This is a genomic window from Pseudomonas sp. ML2-2023-6 (assembly GCF_037055265.1).
Classification (GTDB): domain Bacteria; phylum Pseudomonadota; class Gammaproteobacteria; order Pseudomonadales; family Pseudomonadaceae; genus Aquipseudomonas; species Aquipseudomonas kulmbachensis.
In genome coordinates, this window is the sequence record NZ_CP146347.1 from 4425456 (window position 1) to 4444734 (window position 19279).

Annotated in this window: 18 protein-coding genes; all 18 read left to right on the forward strand. The window is 60.4% G+C overall.

Annotation, left to right across the window (positions count from 1 at the left end; translation table 11 throughout):
* Positions 1–25: 25 nt before the first annotated feature.
* Positions 26–1027 (forward strand): ABC transporter substrate-binding protein, encoded by a 1002-nt coding sequence (locus V6L79_RS20600; RefSeq protein ID WP_321838058.1) that lies wholly within the window; start codon positions 26–28, stop codon positions 1025–1027.
* Between the two features lie 28 nt (positions 1028–1055).
* Positions 1056–1832 (forward strand): ABC transporter permease, encoded by a 777-nt coding sequence (locus V6L79_RS20605; protein ID WP_261739181.1) that lies wholly within the window; start codon positions 1056–1058, stop codon positions 1830–1832.
* Positions 1832–2596 carry an SDR family oxidoreductase gene (locus tag V6L79_RS20610; RefSeq protein ID WP_261739182.1) on the forward strand — a complete coding sequence of 255 codons (765 nt, stop codon included), beginning with the start codon at positions 1832–1834 and terminating at the stop codon, positions 2594–2596. The genes V6L79_RS20605 and V6L79_RS20610 overlap by 1 nt, the downstream gene beginning before the upstream one ends.
* Before the next feature lie 13 nt (positions 2597–2609).
* Positions 2610–3149, forward strand: coding sequence for a cupin domain-containing protein (locus tag V6L79_RS20615; RefSeq protein WP_261739183.1), 540 nt, complete (start codon positions 2610–2612; stop codon positions 3147–3149).
* A gap of 4 nt (positions 3150–3153) precedes the next feature.
* Positions 3154–4038 carry an alpha/beta hydrolase gene (locus tag V6L79_RS20620; RefSeq protein WP_338579423.1) on the forward strand — a complete coding sequence of 295 codons (885 nt, stop codon included), beginning with the start codon at positions 3154–3156 and terminating at the stop codon, positions 4036–4038.
* On the forward strand, positions 4035–4871 hold the full coding sequence (locus tag V6L79_RS20625; protein WP_261739185.1) for an IclR family transcriptional regulator: 837 nt from the start codon (positions 4035–4037) through the stop codon (positions 4869–4871). The genes V6L79_RS20620 and V6L79_RS20625 overlap by 4 nt, the downstream gene beginning before the upstream one ends.
* Before the next feature lies 1 nt (position 4872).
* Entirely contained in the window at positions 4873–5670 is a 798-nt protein-coding gene (locus V6L79_RS20630; protein WP_338579424.1) for an SDR family oxidoreductase, read from the forward strand.
* Complete coding sequence (locus V6L79_RS20635; protein WP_261739187.1) at positions 5663–7345, forward strand: thiamine pyrophosphate-binding protein; 1683 nt, start codon at positions 5663–5665, stop codon at positions 7343–7345. The genes V6L79_RS20630 and V6L79_RS20635 overlap by 8 nt, the downstream gene beginning before the upstream one ends.
* Positions 7346–7355: 10 nt before the next feature.
* Entirely contained in the window at positions 7356–8159 is an 804-nt protein-coding gene (locus tag V6L79_RS20640; protein ID WP_338579425.1) for an aspartate dehydrogenase, read from the forward strand.
* Positions 8160–8193: 34 nt separating this feature from the next.
* A complete protein-coding gene (locus V6L79_RS20645; RefSeq protein WP_261739189.1) occupies positions 8194–9690 on the forward strand; it encodes an aldehyde dehydrogenase in 1497 nt (498 codons plus the stop codon).
* Positions 9687–10652, forward strand: coding sequence for a VOC family protein (locus V6L79_RS20650; protein WP_261739190.1), 966 nt, complete (start codon positions 9687–9689; stop codon positions 10650–10652). Before V6L79_RS20645 ends, V6L79_RS20650 begins: the two co-directional genes overlap by 4 nt.
* A 13-nt stretch (positions 10653–10665) precedes the next feature.
* The gene (locus V6L79_RS20655; protein ID WP_338579426.1) at positions 10666–11808 is read left to right on the forward strand and encodes an FAD-dependent monooxygenase; all 1143 of its coding nucleotides are present in this window, start codon (positions 10666–10668) and stop codon (positions 11806–11808) included.
* A gap of 34 nt (positions 11809–11842) precedes the next feature.
* Positions 11843–12073, forward strand: coding sequence for a recombinase-like helix-turn-helix domain-containing protein (locus tag V6L79_RS20660; RefSeq protein ID WP_261739192.1), 231 nt, complete (start codon positions 11843–11845; stop codon positions 12071–12073).
* 37 nt (positions 12074–12110) lie between these two features.
* Positions 12111–13145, forward strand: coding sequence for an aromatic ring-hydroxylating dioxygenase subunit alpha (locus V6L79_RS20665; protein ID WP_261739193.1), 1035 nt, complete (start codon positions 12111–12113; stop codon positions 13143–13145).
* Entirely contained in the window at positions 13142–14095 is a 954-nt protein-coding gene (locus V6L79_RS20670; RefSeq protein ID WP_321834147.1) for a PDR/VanB family oxidoreductase, read from the forward strand. Before V6L79_RS20665 ends, V6L79_RS20670 begins: the two co-directional genes overlap by 4 nt.
* Positions 14096–14517: 422 nt before the next feature.
* Positions 14518–15735 carry a hypothetical protein gene (locus tag V6L79_RS20675; RefSeq protein ID WP_338579427.1) on the forward strand — a complete coding sequence of 406 codons (1218 nt, stop codon included), beginning with the start codon at positions 14518–14520 and terminating at the stop codon, positions 15733–15735.
* A 288-nt stretch (positions 15736–16023) separates the two neighbouring features.
* A complete protein-coding gene (locus V6L79_RS20680) occupies positions 16024–18393 on the forward strand; it encodes a TonB-dependent siderophore receptor (RefSeq protein WP_338579428.1) in 2370 nt (789 codons plus the stop codon).
* Between the two features lie 284 nt (positions 18394–18677).
* Positions 18678–19178 carry a C40 family peptidase gene (locus tag V6L79_RS20685; protein ID WP_261739197.1) on the forward strand — a complete coding sequence of 167 codons (501 nt, stop codon included), beginning with the start codon at positions 18678–18680 and terminating at the stop codon, positions 19176–19178.
* The last annotated feature ends 101 nt before the right edge of the window (positions 19179–19279 follow it).

Here is a 19279-nt window from a genome sequence, read left to right on the forward strand (position 1 = left end):
TCCCCCACCTGTTTGAGGAGTCCGCATGTTCAAGTCTGTGTTTCAACGTTTTAGCCAAGCCAGCGCCCTTGCCTTGAGCCTGGGCATGGCTTTCGCCGCCCAGGCGCAACCGACCGACGTGACGTACCTGTTACCGGCACCGCCGAACCTGCCAGCGTTCGCTCCGTGGATTATTGCCAAGGAAAAGGGCTACTACGCCGCCCAGGATTTGAACATGAACTTCATCGCAGCCAAGGGCGGGGTGGATGTGGCCAAGCAGATCGGCGCCGGTAACGCCATGCTCGGCGGCGCCATCGGCGATACCCCGATCGTGGTGCGAGCCAACGGCATTCCCGTGCGGGCCGTGGCTATCCTGGGTGCAGGCGGGGTAACGATGATCGCGACCAATGCCGCGGACAATATCAATTCGGTGGCCGACCTCAAGGGCAAGACCATGACCGTGATGTCCTACTCGGACACCACCTACTACGCCCTGCTCGCCACGCTGCGCAAAGCAGGCCTGAGCAAAACCGATGTGAATATCCAGGCCGCAGGCCCAGCGGGGGTCTGGCAGTTGTTCACGGCCAACAAGGCCCAGGCCATGGCCGGTGTACCGGACTGGGTGGTCCAGGCCCAAGAGGCAGGCTTGAAGGTCAAGCTGATCCCGCAAGAGCAAATTTTCGAAAGCACGGCCCAGTCGATCATCGCTTCCGATGACGCCATCAAAAACCACCCGCAGATTGTACGCGGCACGGTGCAGGCAACCCTGCAGGGCATGCGCGACATCATCCAGGACCCACGTGCCGCGGCCGTGACGTTCGCCAAGGCGGTTCCGGCCTATACCGGCAAGGAAGATGAGCTGGAGAAAATCTTCAAGCTCTACGTCGAACACGTTTATGCCAACCAGCCCGTACTGGGGCGCATTGATCCGGCGCGACTCGAAGCGGTGCGCCAATTCTATGTCAGCGAAGGCATCGTCACCCGCGAGCCCAAGCTCGACGAGCTCTACACCAACCAGTTCATCGACAGCCCAACAGCCGCGCAATAACGGCCAGTGACAACAAGGTACACATACGATGAAAAACCTTAACAACTCCGTGTTCGGCAGCATCGCCCTGCTGATCCTGTTTCTGGCGCTCTGGCAATGGGGCCCTGGACTGCTCGGCATGCCCGAATTTGTCATGCCAAAACTGAGCCGTGTGGCCCAGGAAGGCGTGCTGATGTGGCAAACCGGTGGCCTGCTGCAACACACCCTGATCACCGCGTTCGAGATCGTGGTCGGCTTCGCCTTGGGCGCACTGCTCGGCGTAGCGATTGGCGTATCGCTGGGGCTATCGCCCAGCGCCGAAGCCATGCTCTCGCCGTACATTCTGGCGCTGCAAATTGCCCCGAAAGTGGCCTTCGCCCCGCTGTTCGTGATGTGGCTGGGCTACACCATCTACCCGAAGATTTTGATCGCGATCCTGATTGTGTTCTTCCCGGTAATGATCAACGTGCTCTCCGCCATCCGTACCGTAGACCCGGACATGATCAACCTGGTGCGCACCATGAGCGCCAGCCGCTGGCAGATCTTCCGTCTGGTGGAGTTCCCGTCCGCCATGGCCGCGCTGTTCTCCGGCCTGCGTATCGCATCGACCCTGGCCGTGATCGGCGTCACCGTGGGTGAGCTGGTCGGCGGCAATCAGGGCCTGGGGTTCCTGCTGGTCGACGCCGAGGGCCAAGGCAATACCGCTGGCGTATTCGTCGCCATCGTCATGCTCACCCTGATCGGCGTATTGGCTTACGGCGCCGTGGTCTGGGCCGAGAAGCGCGTCCTGCATTACATGCCTAAAGCCATGCTGAGTACCCAATGATGAGCGCTCATAAATCGTTACTTGAAGGGCGCCGGGTGCTGGTCACCGGCGGTGCTCGCGGGTTGGGTTATGCCTTTGCCAGGGCTATTGGCCAGGCCGGTGCCCAGGTGGTGATCGCCGATATTCTCGCCGAGCGCGTGCAGCAGTCAGCCGCCGAACTGGTCGCTGAAGGGCTCAACGTATATGGGGTAACTGTCGATCTGGCGCAGCCCGCTTCGATCGATGCCTGCGTCGCGCAAACCGTGCACTTGCTGGGTGGGCTCGACGGGCTGGTGAACAATGCCTCGATCACCAACTCCGGCGGCAAAACCTGCGAAGAGCTGCACATCGACACCTGGGACCAGGTCATGCAGGTCAACGTGCGCGGTACCTGGCTGATGACCAAAGCCTGCCTGCCCGCCCTGCGCAATAGCGGCCAGGGCGCCATCGTCAATCTGGCCTCCGATACCCCGCTATGGGGCGCGCCAAACCTGTTGGCGTATGTCGCGAGCAAGGGCGCAATCATCGCCATGACCCGCAGCCTGGCCCGCGAACTGGGCGTCGACAACATCACGGTCAATGCCATTGCCCCCGGCCTGGTGCTGGTCGAGGCCACCGCCTACGTGCCCGAAGCACGTCACCGCTTGTACAACGACCGCAGGGCCATACAGCGCCCGCAACTGCCCGAAGACGTCAGCGGCGCCGTGCTGTTCGCGCTGTCCGACCTTGCCCGCTTTATCACTGGACAAACCCTGCCGGTCAACGGCGGGTTCGTCATGCCTTGAACTGGAGACAGCCATGACCGATTTATCCGCACAGCAAGACACCCCAAAAAGCTGGGAACAGCCCGCCGGCAGCGACCTCGCCAGTTGGATGAAAAGCCGTATCGCCCGCTATGAAACGCGCCAGTACGACTGGAACGCACTGAAGTTCCAGGCCGACTACGACCCAAAATTCCGCCGTGCGCAAATGCGTTACATCGGCACCGGCGGTACGGGTGTGAGCACTGACATGAACACCATCCCGTCAGAGAATTTCACCTTTTCGACCATGGTGATTCCGGCCGGTCACGAAGGCCCGCCACACCTGCACACCGACGTTGAAGAAGTGTTCTTCGTGCTGCGCGGCACGCTCAAGGTGGTGATCGAGAAAGACGGCGAGCGGTTCGAAACCATCCTCACCGACCGTGATGTGATCTCCGTGCCGCCCGGTGTGTATCGCGAAGAGATCAACATCGGCGATGAAGACGCGTTGATGTGCGTGATGCTCGGCGCAAAAAAACCGCTGACCCCGACTTACCCGCCAGAGCACCCTCTGGCCTCGATCAAACGCGGATAACGCCATGCTCCACGCCACCGATCATCTAACCCCGACGCTGACCGCCGACCTTGAAGCAAGGCTGGCCGTTAACTTCCCCCTGCGCACGCTGGACGTCGCAGGCGGGCGTCAAAGCTTGCGCGAATGCGGGAGCGGGGCAGCCATTGTGCTGTTGCACGGTATTGGCTCTGGCGCGGCGTCCTGGTTGGCGGTGGCGCAGTTGCTGGCGCAACGCGTACGGGTAATTGCCTGGGATGCCCCCGGCTACGGGGAGTCCAGCCCGCTACGTTCGCTGGCCCCGGATGCATCCGACTACGCCGAGCGCCTGCGGCAAATGCTCGACGCACTGGATATTGAGCGTTGTGTGCTGGTGGGCCATTCCCTTGGTGCAATCACGGCAACGGCCTTCGCCAGCGGCGCACAGCAACAACGGGTAAGCCGACTGGTGTTGATCAGCCCGGCCCAGGGCTATGGCCATCCATCGCGCAAGATTCAGGGCCAGGCCGTGCGTCTAAAACGCCTGGCCGATCTCGAATACCCAGGCATTCAGGCCATGGCCGAGCAACGCAGTGCCTACATGCTTTCACCCGGCGCCAGCCCCAAGGATCACGCCTGGGTGCGCTGGAACATGGCGCGGCTTAACCCCGAGGGTTATTGCCAGGCCATTGAACTGCTGTGCGGCGATGACCTGCTGCGCCACCCGCCGCTGTCGATGCCGTGCGACGTGCATTGCGGCGCCGCCGACGGCATCACCACACCCGACAGCTGCCGGGTACTGGCCCAGACCTTGGGCGCCAGCTTCAGCCTGATTGACAGCGCAGGACATGCCAGCCCTATCGAACAACCCTATGCGGTGGCAGGCCAACTGGCCATTGCCATCAAACAATCCCTGACAGGTGCATCGCTATGACAGATTCAGAACTGCCCAAGGACGCTCAGGACAAATATATCGTGCCGGGCCTGGAGCGCGGCTTGCTGCTGCTGTGCGAGTTCACGCGCAGCAACCGCACCCTGACCGCCCCCGAGCTGGCGCGGCGTCTGGCCCTGCCGCGCTCGACGATTTTTCGTCTGTTGACCACCCTTGAAACCATGGGTTTCGTCACCCGCAGCGGCAACGAATACCGCCTCGGCATGTCGGTACTGCGCCTGGGCTTCGAGTATCTGGCCTCGCTGGAACTGACCGAGCTGGGGCAACCGTTGCTCGCGCGTTTGTGTGACCGGGTCAACTACCCGAGCAACCTGGTGGTCCGCGATGGCCGCTCCATCGTGTACGTGGCCAAGGTCTCGCCACCGTCGGTGTTCTCCAGCGCAGTCAACGTCGGCACCCGCCTGCCCGCCCACGCCACGGTGCTGGGGCGCATCCTGCTGGAAGACCTGTCACTGAGCGAATTACGCGAGCTGTTCCCCGAAGAACATCTTGAACAGCACTCCCCCTGCACGCCAAAAACCGCCCTGGAACTGTTCGACATGGTGCAGGCAGACCGCGAGCGCGGTTTCGTCAGCGGCGAAGGTTTCTTCGAGTCGTCGATCTCCACCGTTGCCGCTCCGGTGCGCGATGAGTCAAGCAGGATTGTTGCCGCCCTGGGGGTGACCATTCCCACCGCGCAGATTGCCCACGTCAACTTCAACGAGTTGCTCCTGCAAGTGCGCCGCAGCGCCGACGAGCTGTCGCGGTTGCTCAACTACAACAGCGGCGCGGCCAACGATGGCCACAACCGCGTCACCGCCTTGATGAGGGATTGAGATGAGCCTCTATCAACTGCAAGGCAGCACCGCGATTGTCACCGGTGGTTCTTCGGGAATTGGCCTGGCCTGCGTCGAACTGTTGCTCGAAGCCGGTGCCGCCGTAGCTTTATGCGGGCGTAACGAAGAACGTTTGCGCAACGCCGAAGCCACCTTGCGCCAACGCTTCCCCGAAGCACGCCTGCTTGCCCAGGTGTGCAATGTTCTAGACGCAGAGTCAGTGAAGTCCTTTGCCGCCGCCAGCCTCGCAGCACTTGGCCCGGCCAGTATCTTGATCAACAACGCAGGCCAGGGCCGGGTATCGACCTTTGCCGATACCACGGACAGCGACTGGGCCGAAGAGTTGAACCTGAAGTTTTTCTCGGTGATCAACCCGATCCGCGCCTTTATGACCCAGCTGCAAAGCCTGCCCGACGCCGCCATCGTCTGCGTCAATTCACTGCTGGCCAGCCAACCGGAACCGCACATGGTCGCCACCTCGGCCGCCCGCGCCGGAGTGATGAACCTGGTGCGTTCAATGGCCACCGAATTTGCCCCTGAAGGCATTCGAGTCAACGGCATTCTGATCGGTCTGGTCGAGTCCGGCCAATGGCGCAGTCGCTTCGAGGCCCGGGAAGAGCGCGAGCTCGACTGGTCCCGGTGGACCGCCCAACTGGCGCAACGCAAACACATTCCCTTGGGGCGTCTGGGCCTGCCGATTGAAGCGGCCCGCGCGATCCTGTTTTTGGCTTCGCCTTTGTCCTCGTACACCACAGGCAGCCATATCGATGTTTCTGGAGGTCTGTCCCGCCATGCGTAATGAAAATACCGTCACCGTTGGCGCCGCCATCACTGCATTTCTTGAACAGTGCGAGGTCAAGGCCGCGTTCGGCGTGATCTCCATCCACAACATGCCGATCCTCGATGCCTTCGCCGCGCGGGGCAATATCCGCTTTGTCATGGCCCGGGGTGAAGCCGGCGCCACCAATATGGCCGATGCCTATGCCCGCACCACCGGCGGCCTGGGGGTATGCCTGACCTCTACCGGCACCGCTGCGGGTAACGCCGCGGGTGCGATGGTCGAAGCACTGACCGCTGGCACACCGCTGCTACACATCACCGGGCAAATCGAAACACCGTATCTGGACCAGGAGTTTGCTTACATCCACGAAGCCCGCGACCAGTTGACCATGCTCAAGGCCGTGTCCAAGGCCGCATTCCGGGTGCGCAGCGTCGAAACCGCCATCAGCACCCTGAAGCTCGCCGTGCAAACCGCCCTCACCGCCCCTACCGGGCCGGTCAGCGTCGAGATCCCGATCGATATCCAGTCGACCTTTATCCCCATGCCCACCGACCTGTCGCCATTGCCGATCCCCGTGGCCGTACCGTCGCCCGAAGCGCTGGACCTGGTGGCCGAGCGGCTGGCCAGTGCTACCCGCCCGCTGCTGTGGCTCGGTGGTGGGGCGCGGCATGCCGGGGCGCAGGTCAAACGCCTGCTGGAGATGGGCGTCGGTGTGATCACCTCGACCCAAGGCCGCGGGGTGGTCAATGAAGACGACGAGCGCTGCCTTGGCGCGTTTTCGCAAAACAAGCGGGTCGAACAGTTTCTGCAAAGCTGCGATGCGCTGCTGATTGCAGGTTCGCGCCTGCGCAGCAACGAAACCTTCAAGTACGCGCTGAAACTGCCGCGCAACACCCTGCGGATCGACGCCAACCCGGCCATCGAAGGCCGCAGCTACAACAGCGAACTGTTTATCTGCGGTGATGCGGCGCTGGCCCTCGACGGCCTGGCCGATCGTCTGCAAGGTCGGCTGAAAATCGACCCGACGTTCCTCGCCGACCTCAAGGCGGTGCGCGAACAATCCCGCGCCCAACTCGTTGCAGACCTTGGCCCGTATTCGGCGATGGTTGAACAGTTGCAAGGCATGACCGGGCGCAATTTTTCCTGGGTGCGCGACGTGACCTTGTCCAACAGCATCTGGGGCAATCGCCTGCTGACCCTGTTCCACCCGCGTTCGGGCGTGCATGCACTGGGTGGCGGTATTGGCCAAGGGATGCCGATGGCCATCGGTGCTGCGGTTGCGGCCGCCGAGACCGACCCTACACGCAAGGTCTTCGCCCTGGCGGGTGACGGCGGTTTCATCCTTAACCTCGGAGAGCTGGCGACGTTGGTGCAAGAGAAGGCCAACGTGGTGATCCTGCTGATGAACGACCAGCGCTACGGGGTGATCCGCAATATTCAGGACGCGGTGTATGGCAGCCGCCACTGCTACGTCGACCTGCATACCCCGGATTACGCCATGCTCGCCGAGTCGCTGAACCTGCGTCACGCGCTGGTCACCGACCTCAAGGATTTCGCCAGTGTGGTCGACGGTGCATTGGCGCAACCCGGCCCGTTCCTGCTGGAAGTCGACATGCTCAGCGTCGGCAGTTTCGCCACCCAGTTCGCCGGTCCGCCCAACAGCGAAACCAAAGCGCAAAAAGCCACGGCCTGAGGACTAGTTCATGTTGCATATCACCATGGTTGGCTGCGGCGCGATTGGCGTCGGCGTACTCGAACTGCTGGAGAGCGATGCGCAGATGTGCGTCGACTGCGTTATTGCCTCGGCTGGTTCCGAGGAACTGGTGCGCCAGCGCCTGGCGGGTTTCAAACATCCGCCGCAGGTACTGACCGCATTGCCCGCAGACGCTCGCCCCGACCTGTTGGTCGAGTGCGCCGGCCACCGCGCCATCGAAGAGCACGTACTACCGGCGCTGGAGCGCGGCATCCCGTGCCTGGTGGTGTCGGTCGGCGCACTGTCCGAGGTCGGCCTGGTGGAGCGCCTGGAAGCGGCTGCCGAGCGTGGTCAGACCTACATCCAGTTGCTGCCCGGCGCTATCGGCGGCATCGACGCTCTGTCGGCGGCCAAGGTGGGCGGGCTGGACTCGGTCAGCTACACCGGGCGCAAACCGGCCCGGGCCTGGAAAAACACCCCGGCCGATCAGGTCTGCGACCTGGACAGCATCAGCGAAGCCACGGTGATTTTTCAGGGCAGCGCCCGTGAGGCAGCGCGGCTTTATCCAAAAAATGCCAACGTCGCGGCCACCTTGTCCCTGGCAGGGATCGGACTGGACCGCACACTGGTGACCCTGATTGCCGACCCGAGCAGCGAAGAGAACGTGCATCACTTCGAAGCCCGCGGAGCTTTTGGCGGTTTTGAAATGAGCCTGCGCGGCAAGCCGCTACTGGCCAACCCGAAAACCTCGGCGCTGACCGTTTATAGCGTTGTACGCGCCTTGGGCAACCACGCGCATGTGATTTCGATATGAATTTAGCGGCAAGTTGCAAGCCAAGGACCCCCTTATGACTCTCGAACAGACCTTACCCATCTGCATTGCTGGCCAATGGCGACAAGGCCGCGGTGAGCGCTACGCCACGTGCTACCCGGCGACCGGCGAGACCGTGGCCTGGCTCAATGCCGCCAGCGTCGAAGACGTGGAAGACGCCGTGCAGGGTGCCCACCAAGCGTTTTTGCACAGTGGCTGGGCGCAGCGCAAACCCCACGAGCGGGCCAGCGTGCTGTATCGCATCGCCGAACTGATCCGCGAACGCAGCGAAGATCTGGCGCAGTTACAGCGCCAGGACAACGGCAAGCCGATCAGTGAAACTCGAGCCCTGGTAGCCAGCGCGGCCGGTACGTTCCAGTTTTTCGCCTCGGCCTGTGAAACCCTCGAAGAAACCATCACCCCGTCACGCGGTGACTTCGTCACCATGAGCGTCTACGAGCCCATGGGTGTGATCGCTGCGATCACGCCGTGGAACTCGCCGATCGCCAGCGAAGCGCAAAAGGTCGCGCCAGCACTGGCCGCGGGTAACGCCGTGGTAATCAAACCGGCCGAAATCACCCCGCTAATGGCCCTGCAACTGGCGCGTATTTGTGAGGACGCTGGTTTGCCCAAAGGCCTGCTCAGCGTGCTGCCAGGCAAGGGTTCGCTGCTGGGTGATGCCCTGACCCGCCACCCGCTGGTCAAACGTGTGTCGTTCACCGGCGGGACCAAAACCGGCAAGCACATTGCCCATATCGCCGCCGACAAAATGATGCCGGTGTCATTGGAGCTGGGTGGCAAGTCGCCGACCATCGTGCTCGATGACGCCGACCTCGACCACGCGGTGGCCGGGGTGCTGTACGGCATTTTCAGCTCGTCGGGTGAAGCCTGCATTGCCGGCTCGCGGCTGTTTGTCGCCCGTGCCCTGTATGAGCCGTTTATGGCGCGACTGGTGGCGGCCGCAGCTGAGTTGCGGGTCGGTGACCCGGCCGATGAGCGCACGCAAATGGGCCCGCTGATCAGCGCCGCGCACCGCGAGTCGGTTGAGCGCTACGTCGCCCTGGGGCTCGCCGAAGGTGGACGCCTGATGCTCGGCGGTCAGCGCTTGCGCGGTGGCGTGTACGACCAGGGTTACTTCTATCCACCGACCATCCTCGAAGGCCTGAGCAACCACCAGCAAGTCTGCCAGGAAGAGATCTTCGGCCCGGTGCTGGTGGCTATGCCGTTCGATGACGAAGCGCAACTGCTGGAGCAGGCCAACGACAGCCTGTATGCCCTCGCCGCCGGAATCTGGACCCGCGATTACAAGCGTGCCTGGGCGCTGGGACGAAAAATCCAGGCCGGTACGGTGTGGATCAACACCTACAAGCAGTTCTCGATTTCCACCCCGTTCGGCGGCTGGCGCGACAGCGGCCTGGGCCGCGAAAAAGGCCGCCTCGGCATCCTGCAGTACATGGAACAGAAAAGCCTCTATTGGGGCATGAACGAACAGCCGCTGGCCTGGGCCGGTGTGGCAAAAGAAGGTGGGTTATGAGCGTATTGGGCATTGATGAAGTCACCTACGGTGTCGAGGATCTGGACACCTGTGTACGTTTTTTCAGCGACTGGGGCCTGAGCAAAGTCAGCGAGCAGGCCGATGAGGTGATCTTTGAAACCCTCAACGGCTGCCGTGTGGTCCTCGCCGATATCAACAAGGCCGGCCTGCCGCCCGCCATCGAAGCCGGCTCGACCGTGCGCGAAGTGGTGTGGGGCGTGGCCGACACTGCCGACCTGGCGCTGTACAGCCAGCGCATCGCCAACGACCCGGGCTTTATCGAGAGCAACGGTCGTATCGGCTGCACCGATCCCAATGGCCTGGCCATCCGCCTGCAAGTAACCCGCAAGCGTGAACTGGAGATCGAGTGCAGCGGCCATAACACCTGGCAGACCAAAGGCCGGATCAATAAAGCCGCGCCGATCTACGACCGCGCCACGCCGATTGAGGTTGGCCATGTGGTGTTTTTCGTCAAGGACGTGAATGCCTGCGAAGCCTTCTACCACGAGCGTTTTGGTTTCCAGGCCTCGGATCGTTATCCGGATCGCGGCGCGTTTTTGCGCACCGCCGAAGAAGGCGGCCACCACGACCTGTTCATGCTGCAACTGCCCGCCCCGCGCGCCGGGTTGAATCACGTCGCGTTCACCGTGCGCGATGTACACGAAGTGTTCGGCGGCGGCATGCATATCTCGCGCAGCGGCTGGGCCACCGAAATTGGCCCGGGGCGCCATCCGGTGTCCTCGGCATTCTTCTGGTACTTCAAAAACCCGGCTGGCGCGCTGGTGGAGTACTACGCCGACGAAGACCAACTGACCGGCGAGTGGCAGCCACGCGCCTTCGAACCCGGCCCCACGATGTTTGCCGAATGGGCCATCGCGGGCGGCATCGATGGCAATACCCGGCGCCAGCAGCATGTCGAGGCACCGCAAGGCAAATTCCTTACCGACAAACCGAAACCCTGAACAGGAGTCGCCCATGTCTTCCCTGAATATCGCCATTGCCGGTGCCGGAATCGGCGGCCTGACCGCCGCGATTGCCCTGCAGCGCGCAGGCCACAACGTCACCGTGTTCGAACAGTCAAAGGCCTTTTTGCGGGTCGGTGCCGATATCAACCTGACCCCAAACGCCGTGCGAGCCCTTGACGGCTTGGGTGTCGGCGCGGCGGTGCGTATCCCCGCAGCCCGCCCCACTCACCGCATCAGCCGGATGTGGGACAGCGGCGAAGAAACCTCGCGCCTGGAAATGGCCGATGCCGCCGAACAGAAATACGGCGCGCCACAACTGACCATTCACCGCGCCGACTTGCTGGCTGCGCTGGCCGATGTGTTCCCGAGTGAAAACGTGCAATTTGGCAAACGTGCCGAGCAAGTGGTACAGACCGGACAAGGCATCGAATTGCACTTCAAGGACGGCAGCAGTCACGTCACCGACCTGTTGATCGGCGCCGACGGCATCCACTCGGTGGTACGCAACGCGTTGTTCGGTGACGAGCAACCACGCTTTACCGGGGTAGTCGCCTACCGCGCCGTGGTGCCCGCCGAAAGCGTGGCCCATGTGCCGAATATTCAAGCGTTCACCAAGTGGTGGGGGCCCAACCCTGAAAGCCAGATCGTGACCTTCCCGCTGAATCAGGGCCGCGACATTTTTATCTTCGCCACTACCGCGCAAGACAGCTGGCATGAAGAGTCCTGGACCAGCGTCGGGGATGCCGACGAGTTGCGCAGCCACTATCAGGACTTCCATCCCGATGCCCGCGCCCTGCTCGATGCCTGCAGCGATGTGCTCAAGACCGCACTGTACGAACGCGACCCGCTGCCGTTCTGGTCCCAGGGCGCCATGACCCTGCTGGGTGACGCGTGCCATCCGATGATGCCGTTTATGGCTCAGGGTGCAGGCCAGGCCATCGAAGACGCGGTGGTGCTCGCCCGCCATCTGCAAGACCTGACCAGCACCGGGCAAATTGCCGATGCTCTGCTCGCTTACCAGAACGCCCGCCTGCAACGCACCAGCCAGATCCAGATTGGTTCACGGGGTAATCAATGGCTCAAGGACGGCGGCAATGCCGATTGGGTTTATGGCTACGACGCCTGGACCGTACCCACGCCGAATGCGGCTTGATCGCCCCTATAAAAAACTTGCGCAGGTTAATGAAATGAGTACGACCCAACTCCCTTATGTCGAGCCGCATCAGGCCCGCAAACGTCCCAATACCCAGTTTGAAGAGCTGCTGGGCGACTCCATCGAACGCGCTTTCGGCAATGGTGTGACCGAGCTGCCTGACCTGCTCGCCCACCTCAACCGCGCCGGGCCGCCCTGCCCCCTGACCAGCGGCGAGTGGACACCTGAAGCCTATAAAAACCTGATGGCCCGGCTGGGCGAATAGCCCGCTGAGGCCCCATAAAATTAGGTAGAAGAGAAAAATGAACATGAACATAACCGTCGACCCTGTAGAAAACCTCCTGGCTAACGGCTTGAAAAACCTCTGGTTCCCGGTATTGCCCAGCGACCATCTGGGCGAAAAACCCGTGTCGATCCGCCGCCTGGGCTACAAGATCGCCCTGTGGCGCGACAATGATGGCAGCGTCCACGCCCTGGAAGATCACTGCCCCCACCGCGGCGCTCCGTTGTCCCAGGGCCCGGTGCTGGGCGACCGGCTGCAGTGCCCGTATCACGGCGTTGAAGTGCGCAGCGACGGCACCGTGACCAAAGTACCGGGCAGCCCCGGTTGCAAGCTCGAAGGCAGCCGCCCGACACGTATGTTTCACACCCGCGAAGCCGCTGGCGCGATCTTTCTCTACAACGCCGCCGAGCCCCATGTGGACACCCCGCCGGAACTGGTGCTGCCCGAACAGCTGACCTCGCCAGAGTGGAGCAGCTTCTTGTGCTACGCCGAGTGGCAAGGCGATTACCGTTATGTAATCGATAACGTCATGGACCCGATGCACGGCACCTATCTGCACAAGATGTCGCACTCCATGAGCGAAGGCGAAGCCACTGCCAAATTCGTCACCCGCGACACTGACAAGGGTTTCTTCTTCGAAAAAGAGGGCCAGCGCGGGGTGAATTTCGACTGGACCGAATTTATGGACGACAGCTGCCACTGGCTGCGTTTGGAAATCCCGTACCCGAAAACCGGCGGCCCGGGCGGCAACTTCAGCATCATCGGCAGCTACACGCCGAGCAGCCGTTCACTGTCGGCGGTGTTCCACTGGCGTTGCCGGCCGCTGACCGGCTGGCAGCGTGATACCTGGCGCTTCCTCTACAAAAACCGCCTGGAAGCACGACACTGGGCAGTGCTGGAGCAAGACCGGGTGCTGCTCGAGTTTATGGAGCCGGACGCCAATCAACGGGAAAATCTCTACCAGCACGACCTGGGTGTGGTGCGTCTGCGCCGCTACCTGAAAAACGCGGCCAAGGCTCAACTGGAGCTGATCGACGCGAAGCAATTGCCATGAACGCCGCCATCACCGCCCGCGTGCATACCCTGCGCTACGAGGCCGAAGGCATTATCAGTGTCGAATTGCGCCCTTACGGTGACACCGTGTTCGCACCTTTCGACGCGGGTTCACATATTGACCTGCACCTGCCCAACGGTCTGGTGCGCAGTTACTCGTTGCTCAACTCGCCGAGCGATCAGGGCCGTTATGTGATCGGCATCCTGCGGGATCGCAACAGCCGTGGCGGCTCGGAGTTTGTGCACGGGCAATTGCGGGTCGGCATGCAGCTGTCCATATCCAGGCCGCGCAATAACTTCGCACTGGATGAGAGCGCCCGCCACAGTGTGCTGGTGGCAGGCGGCATCGGCATCACGCCGATCTACTGCATGTTTCGCCAACTGCTGGCGCTGGGTAAATCTGCCGAGCTGATCTACTGCGCCCGTTCGCGCCAGGAAGCGGCGTTGGTGGAAGAACTCGCCGGGTTGGACGCCCGGGTGGTCTACCACTTCAACGACGAAAAAGGCGTGCCGCCGAACCTGGCGGCTTACCTGGCAGACCAGCCCGTCGATACGCACTTCTATTGCTGCGGCCCGACCCCGATGCTCGATGCGTTTGAGAGCACCTGCGAAAGTCTCGGCTATCCCCATGCGCATATCGAGCGCTTTGCGGCGGCCGAACTGCCGCCATCCACAGACGCGCAGAGCAGTTACAGCGTGGAACTGAAAAAAACCGGCAAGACGCTGTCCGTCGGGCCAGGTTTGAGTTTGCTCGACGTGTTGCTCGAAGCCGGTTGTGATATCGAATACAGCTGTCGCGAAGGGGTATGCGGGTCGTGCGAAACACGGGTAGTGGAAGGTGATATCGACCATCGCGACGGCGTGCTGACCAAAGCCGAGCGTGCGACGAACAAATCGATGATGGTCTGTGTATCGGGCTGCAAGAGCCAGCGATTGGTGCTGGATTTATAGGCTTACTGTAAATATCTGTGGGCGCGAGCAGGCTCGCCCCCACAATGACTTGCACCTGAATAAAGTTTTGCGTCGTTATAAGCAGCCGACTTCAATGTCGGCTTTTTTGTGCACGTGACAGATATACGCACAGTTAATGTGCACTTTGGTTACTCCCCAAGAGCCATGTTCCACAGGCAATACGGCGCCCTGCGTTTTATATATAAATCATTGTTTTACATAGAATTATCAATAAAAATAAAAAACAAAACAGTTGGCATAGTTTCTGCTCTATCTCTAGCGGATTTATAGAAAAGACGCCGTATCACCTATAAAACAATAAACGCATCTATCAAAGCCACTTCGCCAATTGCCGCCATCAAGGCAAGCGGGAACGTGTTGCCTGTCACTTTTCAATGCGTAACTTTGCAGGGGAGTCAAACATGAACAAGTCCGTTATATGTCTGGGACTGATGATGAGCAGTTGCGTCAGTTTTGCTGCCGAATCCGGTTCGACCGCACCCGTGGTTAAAAAGCCGTTTCCGCATATCGCCTGGCGCAGTGATGACGGTCAAAGCAGTCTCGATATTGGCGGGGCCTTGCGCACCAACTACCGCGATGAACATTGGGACACGACCGAAAACAATGGCCGCTTTTTGTTCGACACCTTTCGCCTCGATGTGCAGGCAACCTACAAGAACCTGTTCAGTGATGTCGGCTACTGGTTTCAGGATGACGGTAAACGCGCCGTGGATCGCGGTTATGTCGGCTATCGCCTGAACGACAACTCCAACCTGCAACTGGGTGCACCGTTCAAACCGTTCGGCCTGGAGCCCTATCCCCAGTTCGGCTGGAGTTATCACCTGCCGTTCTTTATGGGCTACGGCTCAAGCACGGCTTCAGGCTTGAAATACAGCTACAAGAACCCGGAGTGGGACGTGCAACTGGCCTTTTTCCCGCGCATGTTGCCGAGCGATATTCGCTTTGCACCGGAGGTCGGGCGCTATGCCGACCTCAAGGACAATGCGATCCCGGCCATCCAGTCGCGCCAGGACAACGAGAAGCGCAACCAGCTCAACGCCCGTGTCGCGCGAACCTTTATCAATGATGGCTGGAAAGCCGAGGTCGGGGCATCGGTCGCCACCGCCCAGCTGTATAACGCCACCACCAAAGACGACGGCGACTACTGGGCTGGCGGTATTCACGCCATCATCAATGCCGGGCAATGGACGGTAACCGGGCAAGGCATCCGCTATGAGTTCGACCCGAAAAACCCGGCCGGAGTCAGCAAAGACTCGGTGCTGATGGGCGGTAACGGCTTGACGCCTGCGTACCTGATCGCTTCCAAGGCCAGTCTTGGGGCGCTGAACGTAAGCTACGACATCCTCACGCCAAAACTGGGGCAGCTGAAAAAAATCAAACTGTATAACGACTACAGCCGTCTGATGAAAGACAAAAGCGGCTGGGACGACTCGCAGATGTACACCGTGGGCGCGCAGTTCTTTGCAATGCCAGTCATGGCCTGGGTTGACCTGACCTGGGCGAAAAATGCCAACCCCTACGGCGGTGCAGAAAACGGCAGCGGGTTCACCAACACAAGTTCAGTGGGTAGTAACCAGTGGTACTACCGCACCAATGTCAATATTGGCTATTACTTCTAAAACCCTCGAACTCGGCGTTTCCTTGTGGCCACAAGGCTGCAAGGAAAAACTGACAGTCGCAGCACCCCCCCCTCTACATCAGTGAACACACAACAATCCCCCGGCCCTGAAAACCAGCGGCATTTGCGCAAACGAAAAATACGCTTGATTGATATTAATTATCATTTACATATGAGAATAAGTCTCTAATATCCCCGCCTTACGTGGTCTTTGCCATACATTGCACGCTTGCGCTGCGAGCTGCCTGCAAAGTCGATCTGCCTCCCTCCCCTCTGCAGGATCTTCGACATGCTTCGTCCCTTTATGCCCATGTTGTCAGGCTCCTTGGCACTTGCTCTGTCGACCGCAGCACTGGCGGCACCGCTCAGTTTCAATCTGCCGGCTCAACCGTTATCGATTTCATTGACCCAGTTGGGTAAAGCCAGTGGCCTGCGGGTGAACTACGAGAGCCAAGCGGTCGCAGGCAAGCAGGCGCCAGCAATACATGGCCAATTGGAACCTGCGCAAGCACTTGAGCAACTGCTTGCTGGCAGCGGCCTAAGTGGCACCGTACAGGGCAACTCCGTCCATGTGCAGCCATACAAAACAGGCGTATTGAACCTCGGCGAAGTGAGTATCAATGCGCAAAGCGGCGTTGCTGGCACGGCCACCACCGAAGGCAGCGGTTCTTACACCACGGGCGCCATGAGTACTGCAGTCGGCCTGCCGTTGTCGATCCGCGAAACCCCGCAGTCGGTGAGCGTGATTACCCGCCAGCGCATGGATGACCAGGGCATGAACGACCTCAATGATGTGGTCAAGTACGCGCCGGGCATCACCCTGCGCAAGTTCGGCGGAGACCGCCAACAGTTTCTGGCCCGTGGTTTTATCGTCGATAACCTGATGTACGACGGCCTGCCGACCAGCCTCAGTACTTTCACCCTGGACACCATCGCCGGGGCAGACTTGGCGATGTATGACCGGGTTGAAGTGGTGCGTGGTGCCACCGGGTTGATGAGCGGAGCCGGCAGCCCGTCGGCGACCCTCAACCTGGTGCGCAAGCGCCCTACGGCCACGCCGCAAGTCAGTATCACCACCAGTGCCGGCAGTTGGGATCGCTACCGCACCGAGGTGGACGCATCGAACAAGCTCAATGAAACAGGCACGCTGCGCGGGCGCCTGGTAGCCGCGTATGAAGATGACAAGAGCTATATCGATGAACGCGACAAATTGCGTCAGACTTTTTACGGTGTGCTGGAAGCCGACCTGAGCGACTCAACCACCTTGACCCTGGGCGCGTCCAAGCAGCGCGACGATGCAACCTCGGACTGGGGGAGCCTGCCAGCCGGGCCGAATGGCGAAGACTTGCACCTGCCGCGCCACACCTTCTTGAGCAACGATTGGGCCTACTGGAACCGGGACAATGTGAGCCTGTTCACCGACCTCACCACCCACTTCGACAACGGCTGGACCTCACGGCTGGCGTTCGCCAGGATCTGGGCCGAGTCCAATACCTTCTCCAGTTACTTGAATGCACCCAAGAGCGGAGGTTTCACTCAGTCCTCGGGCCAATACGACACCACCGATGTGCAGACCAACCTCGATGGCTCCTTATCCGGTCCGTTTCAGTTGTTTGGCCGTGAGCATGAACTGACCGTTGGCGCCAGCAGTCGCCAGGAGAAGTTCGACCAAAAAGGTGGCTTCTGGTCAAAGGCCACCCCGATCGATATCTACAACTTCGACCCCGGCGTGATTCCCAAGCCCGACATTGCTGATCGCACACCCTATCAAAGCCAAAACACGGCAACCGAGAGGGGCATTTATGCCGCGGCCCGGTTCAACCCGTTCGACCCGCTGCACGTCATCATTGGCAGCCGGTTAAGCTGGTACGACTACGACAACCGAGCGGGCACGGGTGACTACAAAGTCACTCAGCAAATCACCCCTTACGCGGGTGTCATCTACGACCTGAACGACACATATTCGGTCTACGCCAGCTACACCGAGATTTTCAAACCGCAAACGCAGCAGGACGTGAGCGGCTCTGTTCTGAAACCAATGACCGGCGAAAGTTATGAGGTGGGGATCAAGGGTGAGTATTTCGACGGTGAACTGAATGCATCGCTGGCGCTGTTCGACATGACCCAGGAAAACCGCGCCTATGCACTCGATACCCAGCCTGCCGGTTGCCGGGCCACCAACCGCACCTGCTACGAAGCCGCGGGAGAAGTCCGCAGCCGTGGGCTTGACGCGGAAATCAGTGGTGCCCTCACCCCGAACTGGCAAGCCTCGGCAGCCTACACCCTGGTGCTGAGCCAGTACGTCAAGGACAAGGCCTTTGACAAGGGCAACCTGTTTGCGCCCAACCAGCCCAAACACCTGTTCAAGGCCGCAACCACCTATCACTTGCAAGGTGACCTGGAAAAAATGCGCATTGGCGCTGACGTACTGGCCCAAAGCGCAACTTACGGCCGGGTCGGCAATGGCCATGCCGAACAGGACGCCTACGCCGTGGTGGGCCTGATGGCGGGCTATCGCGTCAATGAGCACTGGGACGCACGGGTGAATCTGAACAACGTGCTCGACCAGAAATACTGGCAGGGCATCCCGACTGCCACCGGCAGCGGTACCTATGGTGACCCGCGCAATGTGATGTTTTCCCTGAAATGGTCGCTGTAACACGCGCCAACTGACGCCCGACAAAGAACCTGCAAGGCCAACTCTCTGTGGGAGCGAGCCTGCTCGCGAAGGCAGATCATTCGCGAGCAGGCTCGCTCTCACAAAGAAGTCACTGGTCTGCGCACCGTGATTAAGCCCGAGAACCGAAAAACGCTTTATCCAATACGCCAAGTACTGTTCGTCGGGTTCAGATTAATACCGTAATCCTTGTAGGAAGCGCCCCACATACCCGCTGCGACTGCACTTTTAGACTTCAAGCACCCCCATCAAACGGAAGGTTACTTGTGTCTAAATTCATTTCTCTGTTCTTGTTTTTCACCCTTGTCGGCTCCACCCTTGCTACCGCTTCTGAGGCTCGAAAACCTTATCCTTGGGCCGTCCAGACGGTTCATGAAACCTCTGCACCACACCATGTCAAAAAGGTCATCAACCGCGCACATACCTTGCTTGGCATCCCTTATCTGTGGGGCGGCATGTCACTGGAAAAGGGCTTCGATTGCAGCGGCATGCTGGTGTATCTGTTCAAGAACGAAGCCAATATCCATGTACCAAGAACCACCGCAGCCATGCTCAGCGCGAAATTGCAAAAAGTCGACCGGCATAATCTGAAACCTGGGGATGCGGTATTTTTCCGCACTCAGGGCGGCACACGCAGCAATCACGTTGGCCTGTACATCGGCGACAACCGCTTTATCCATGCACCCCGCACCGGCAAAACGATCCGCATCGACTCGATGGACAATTCCTACTGGAAGAAAAACTACACTACTGCCCGCCGCTTCTAAGCCCAGGCACAAGGACATAACCGCTCAGAGAAGCGGACGCATTGATGGATCTATCGAGTATTGAGGTATCAGCGAGGGGTTTAGGGGTAAGCCCCTCGCAT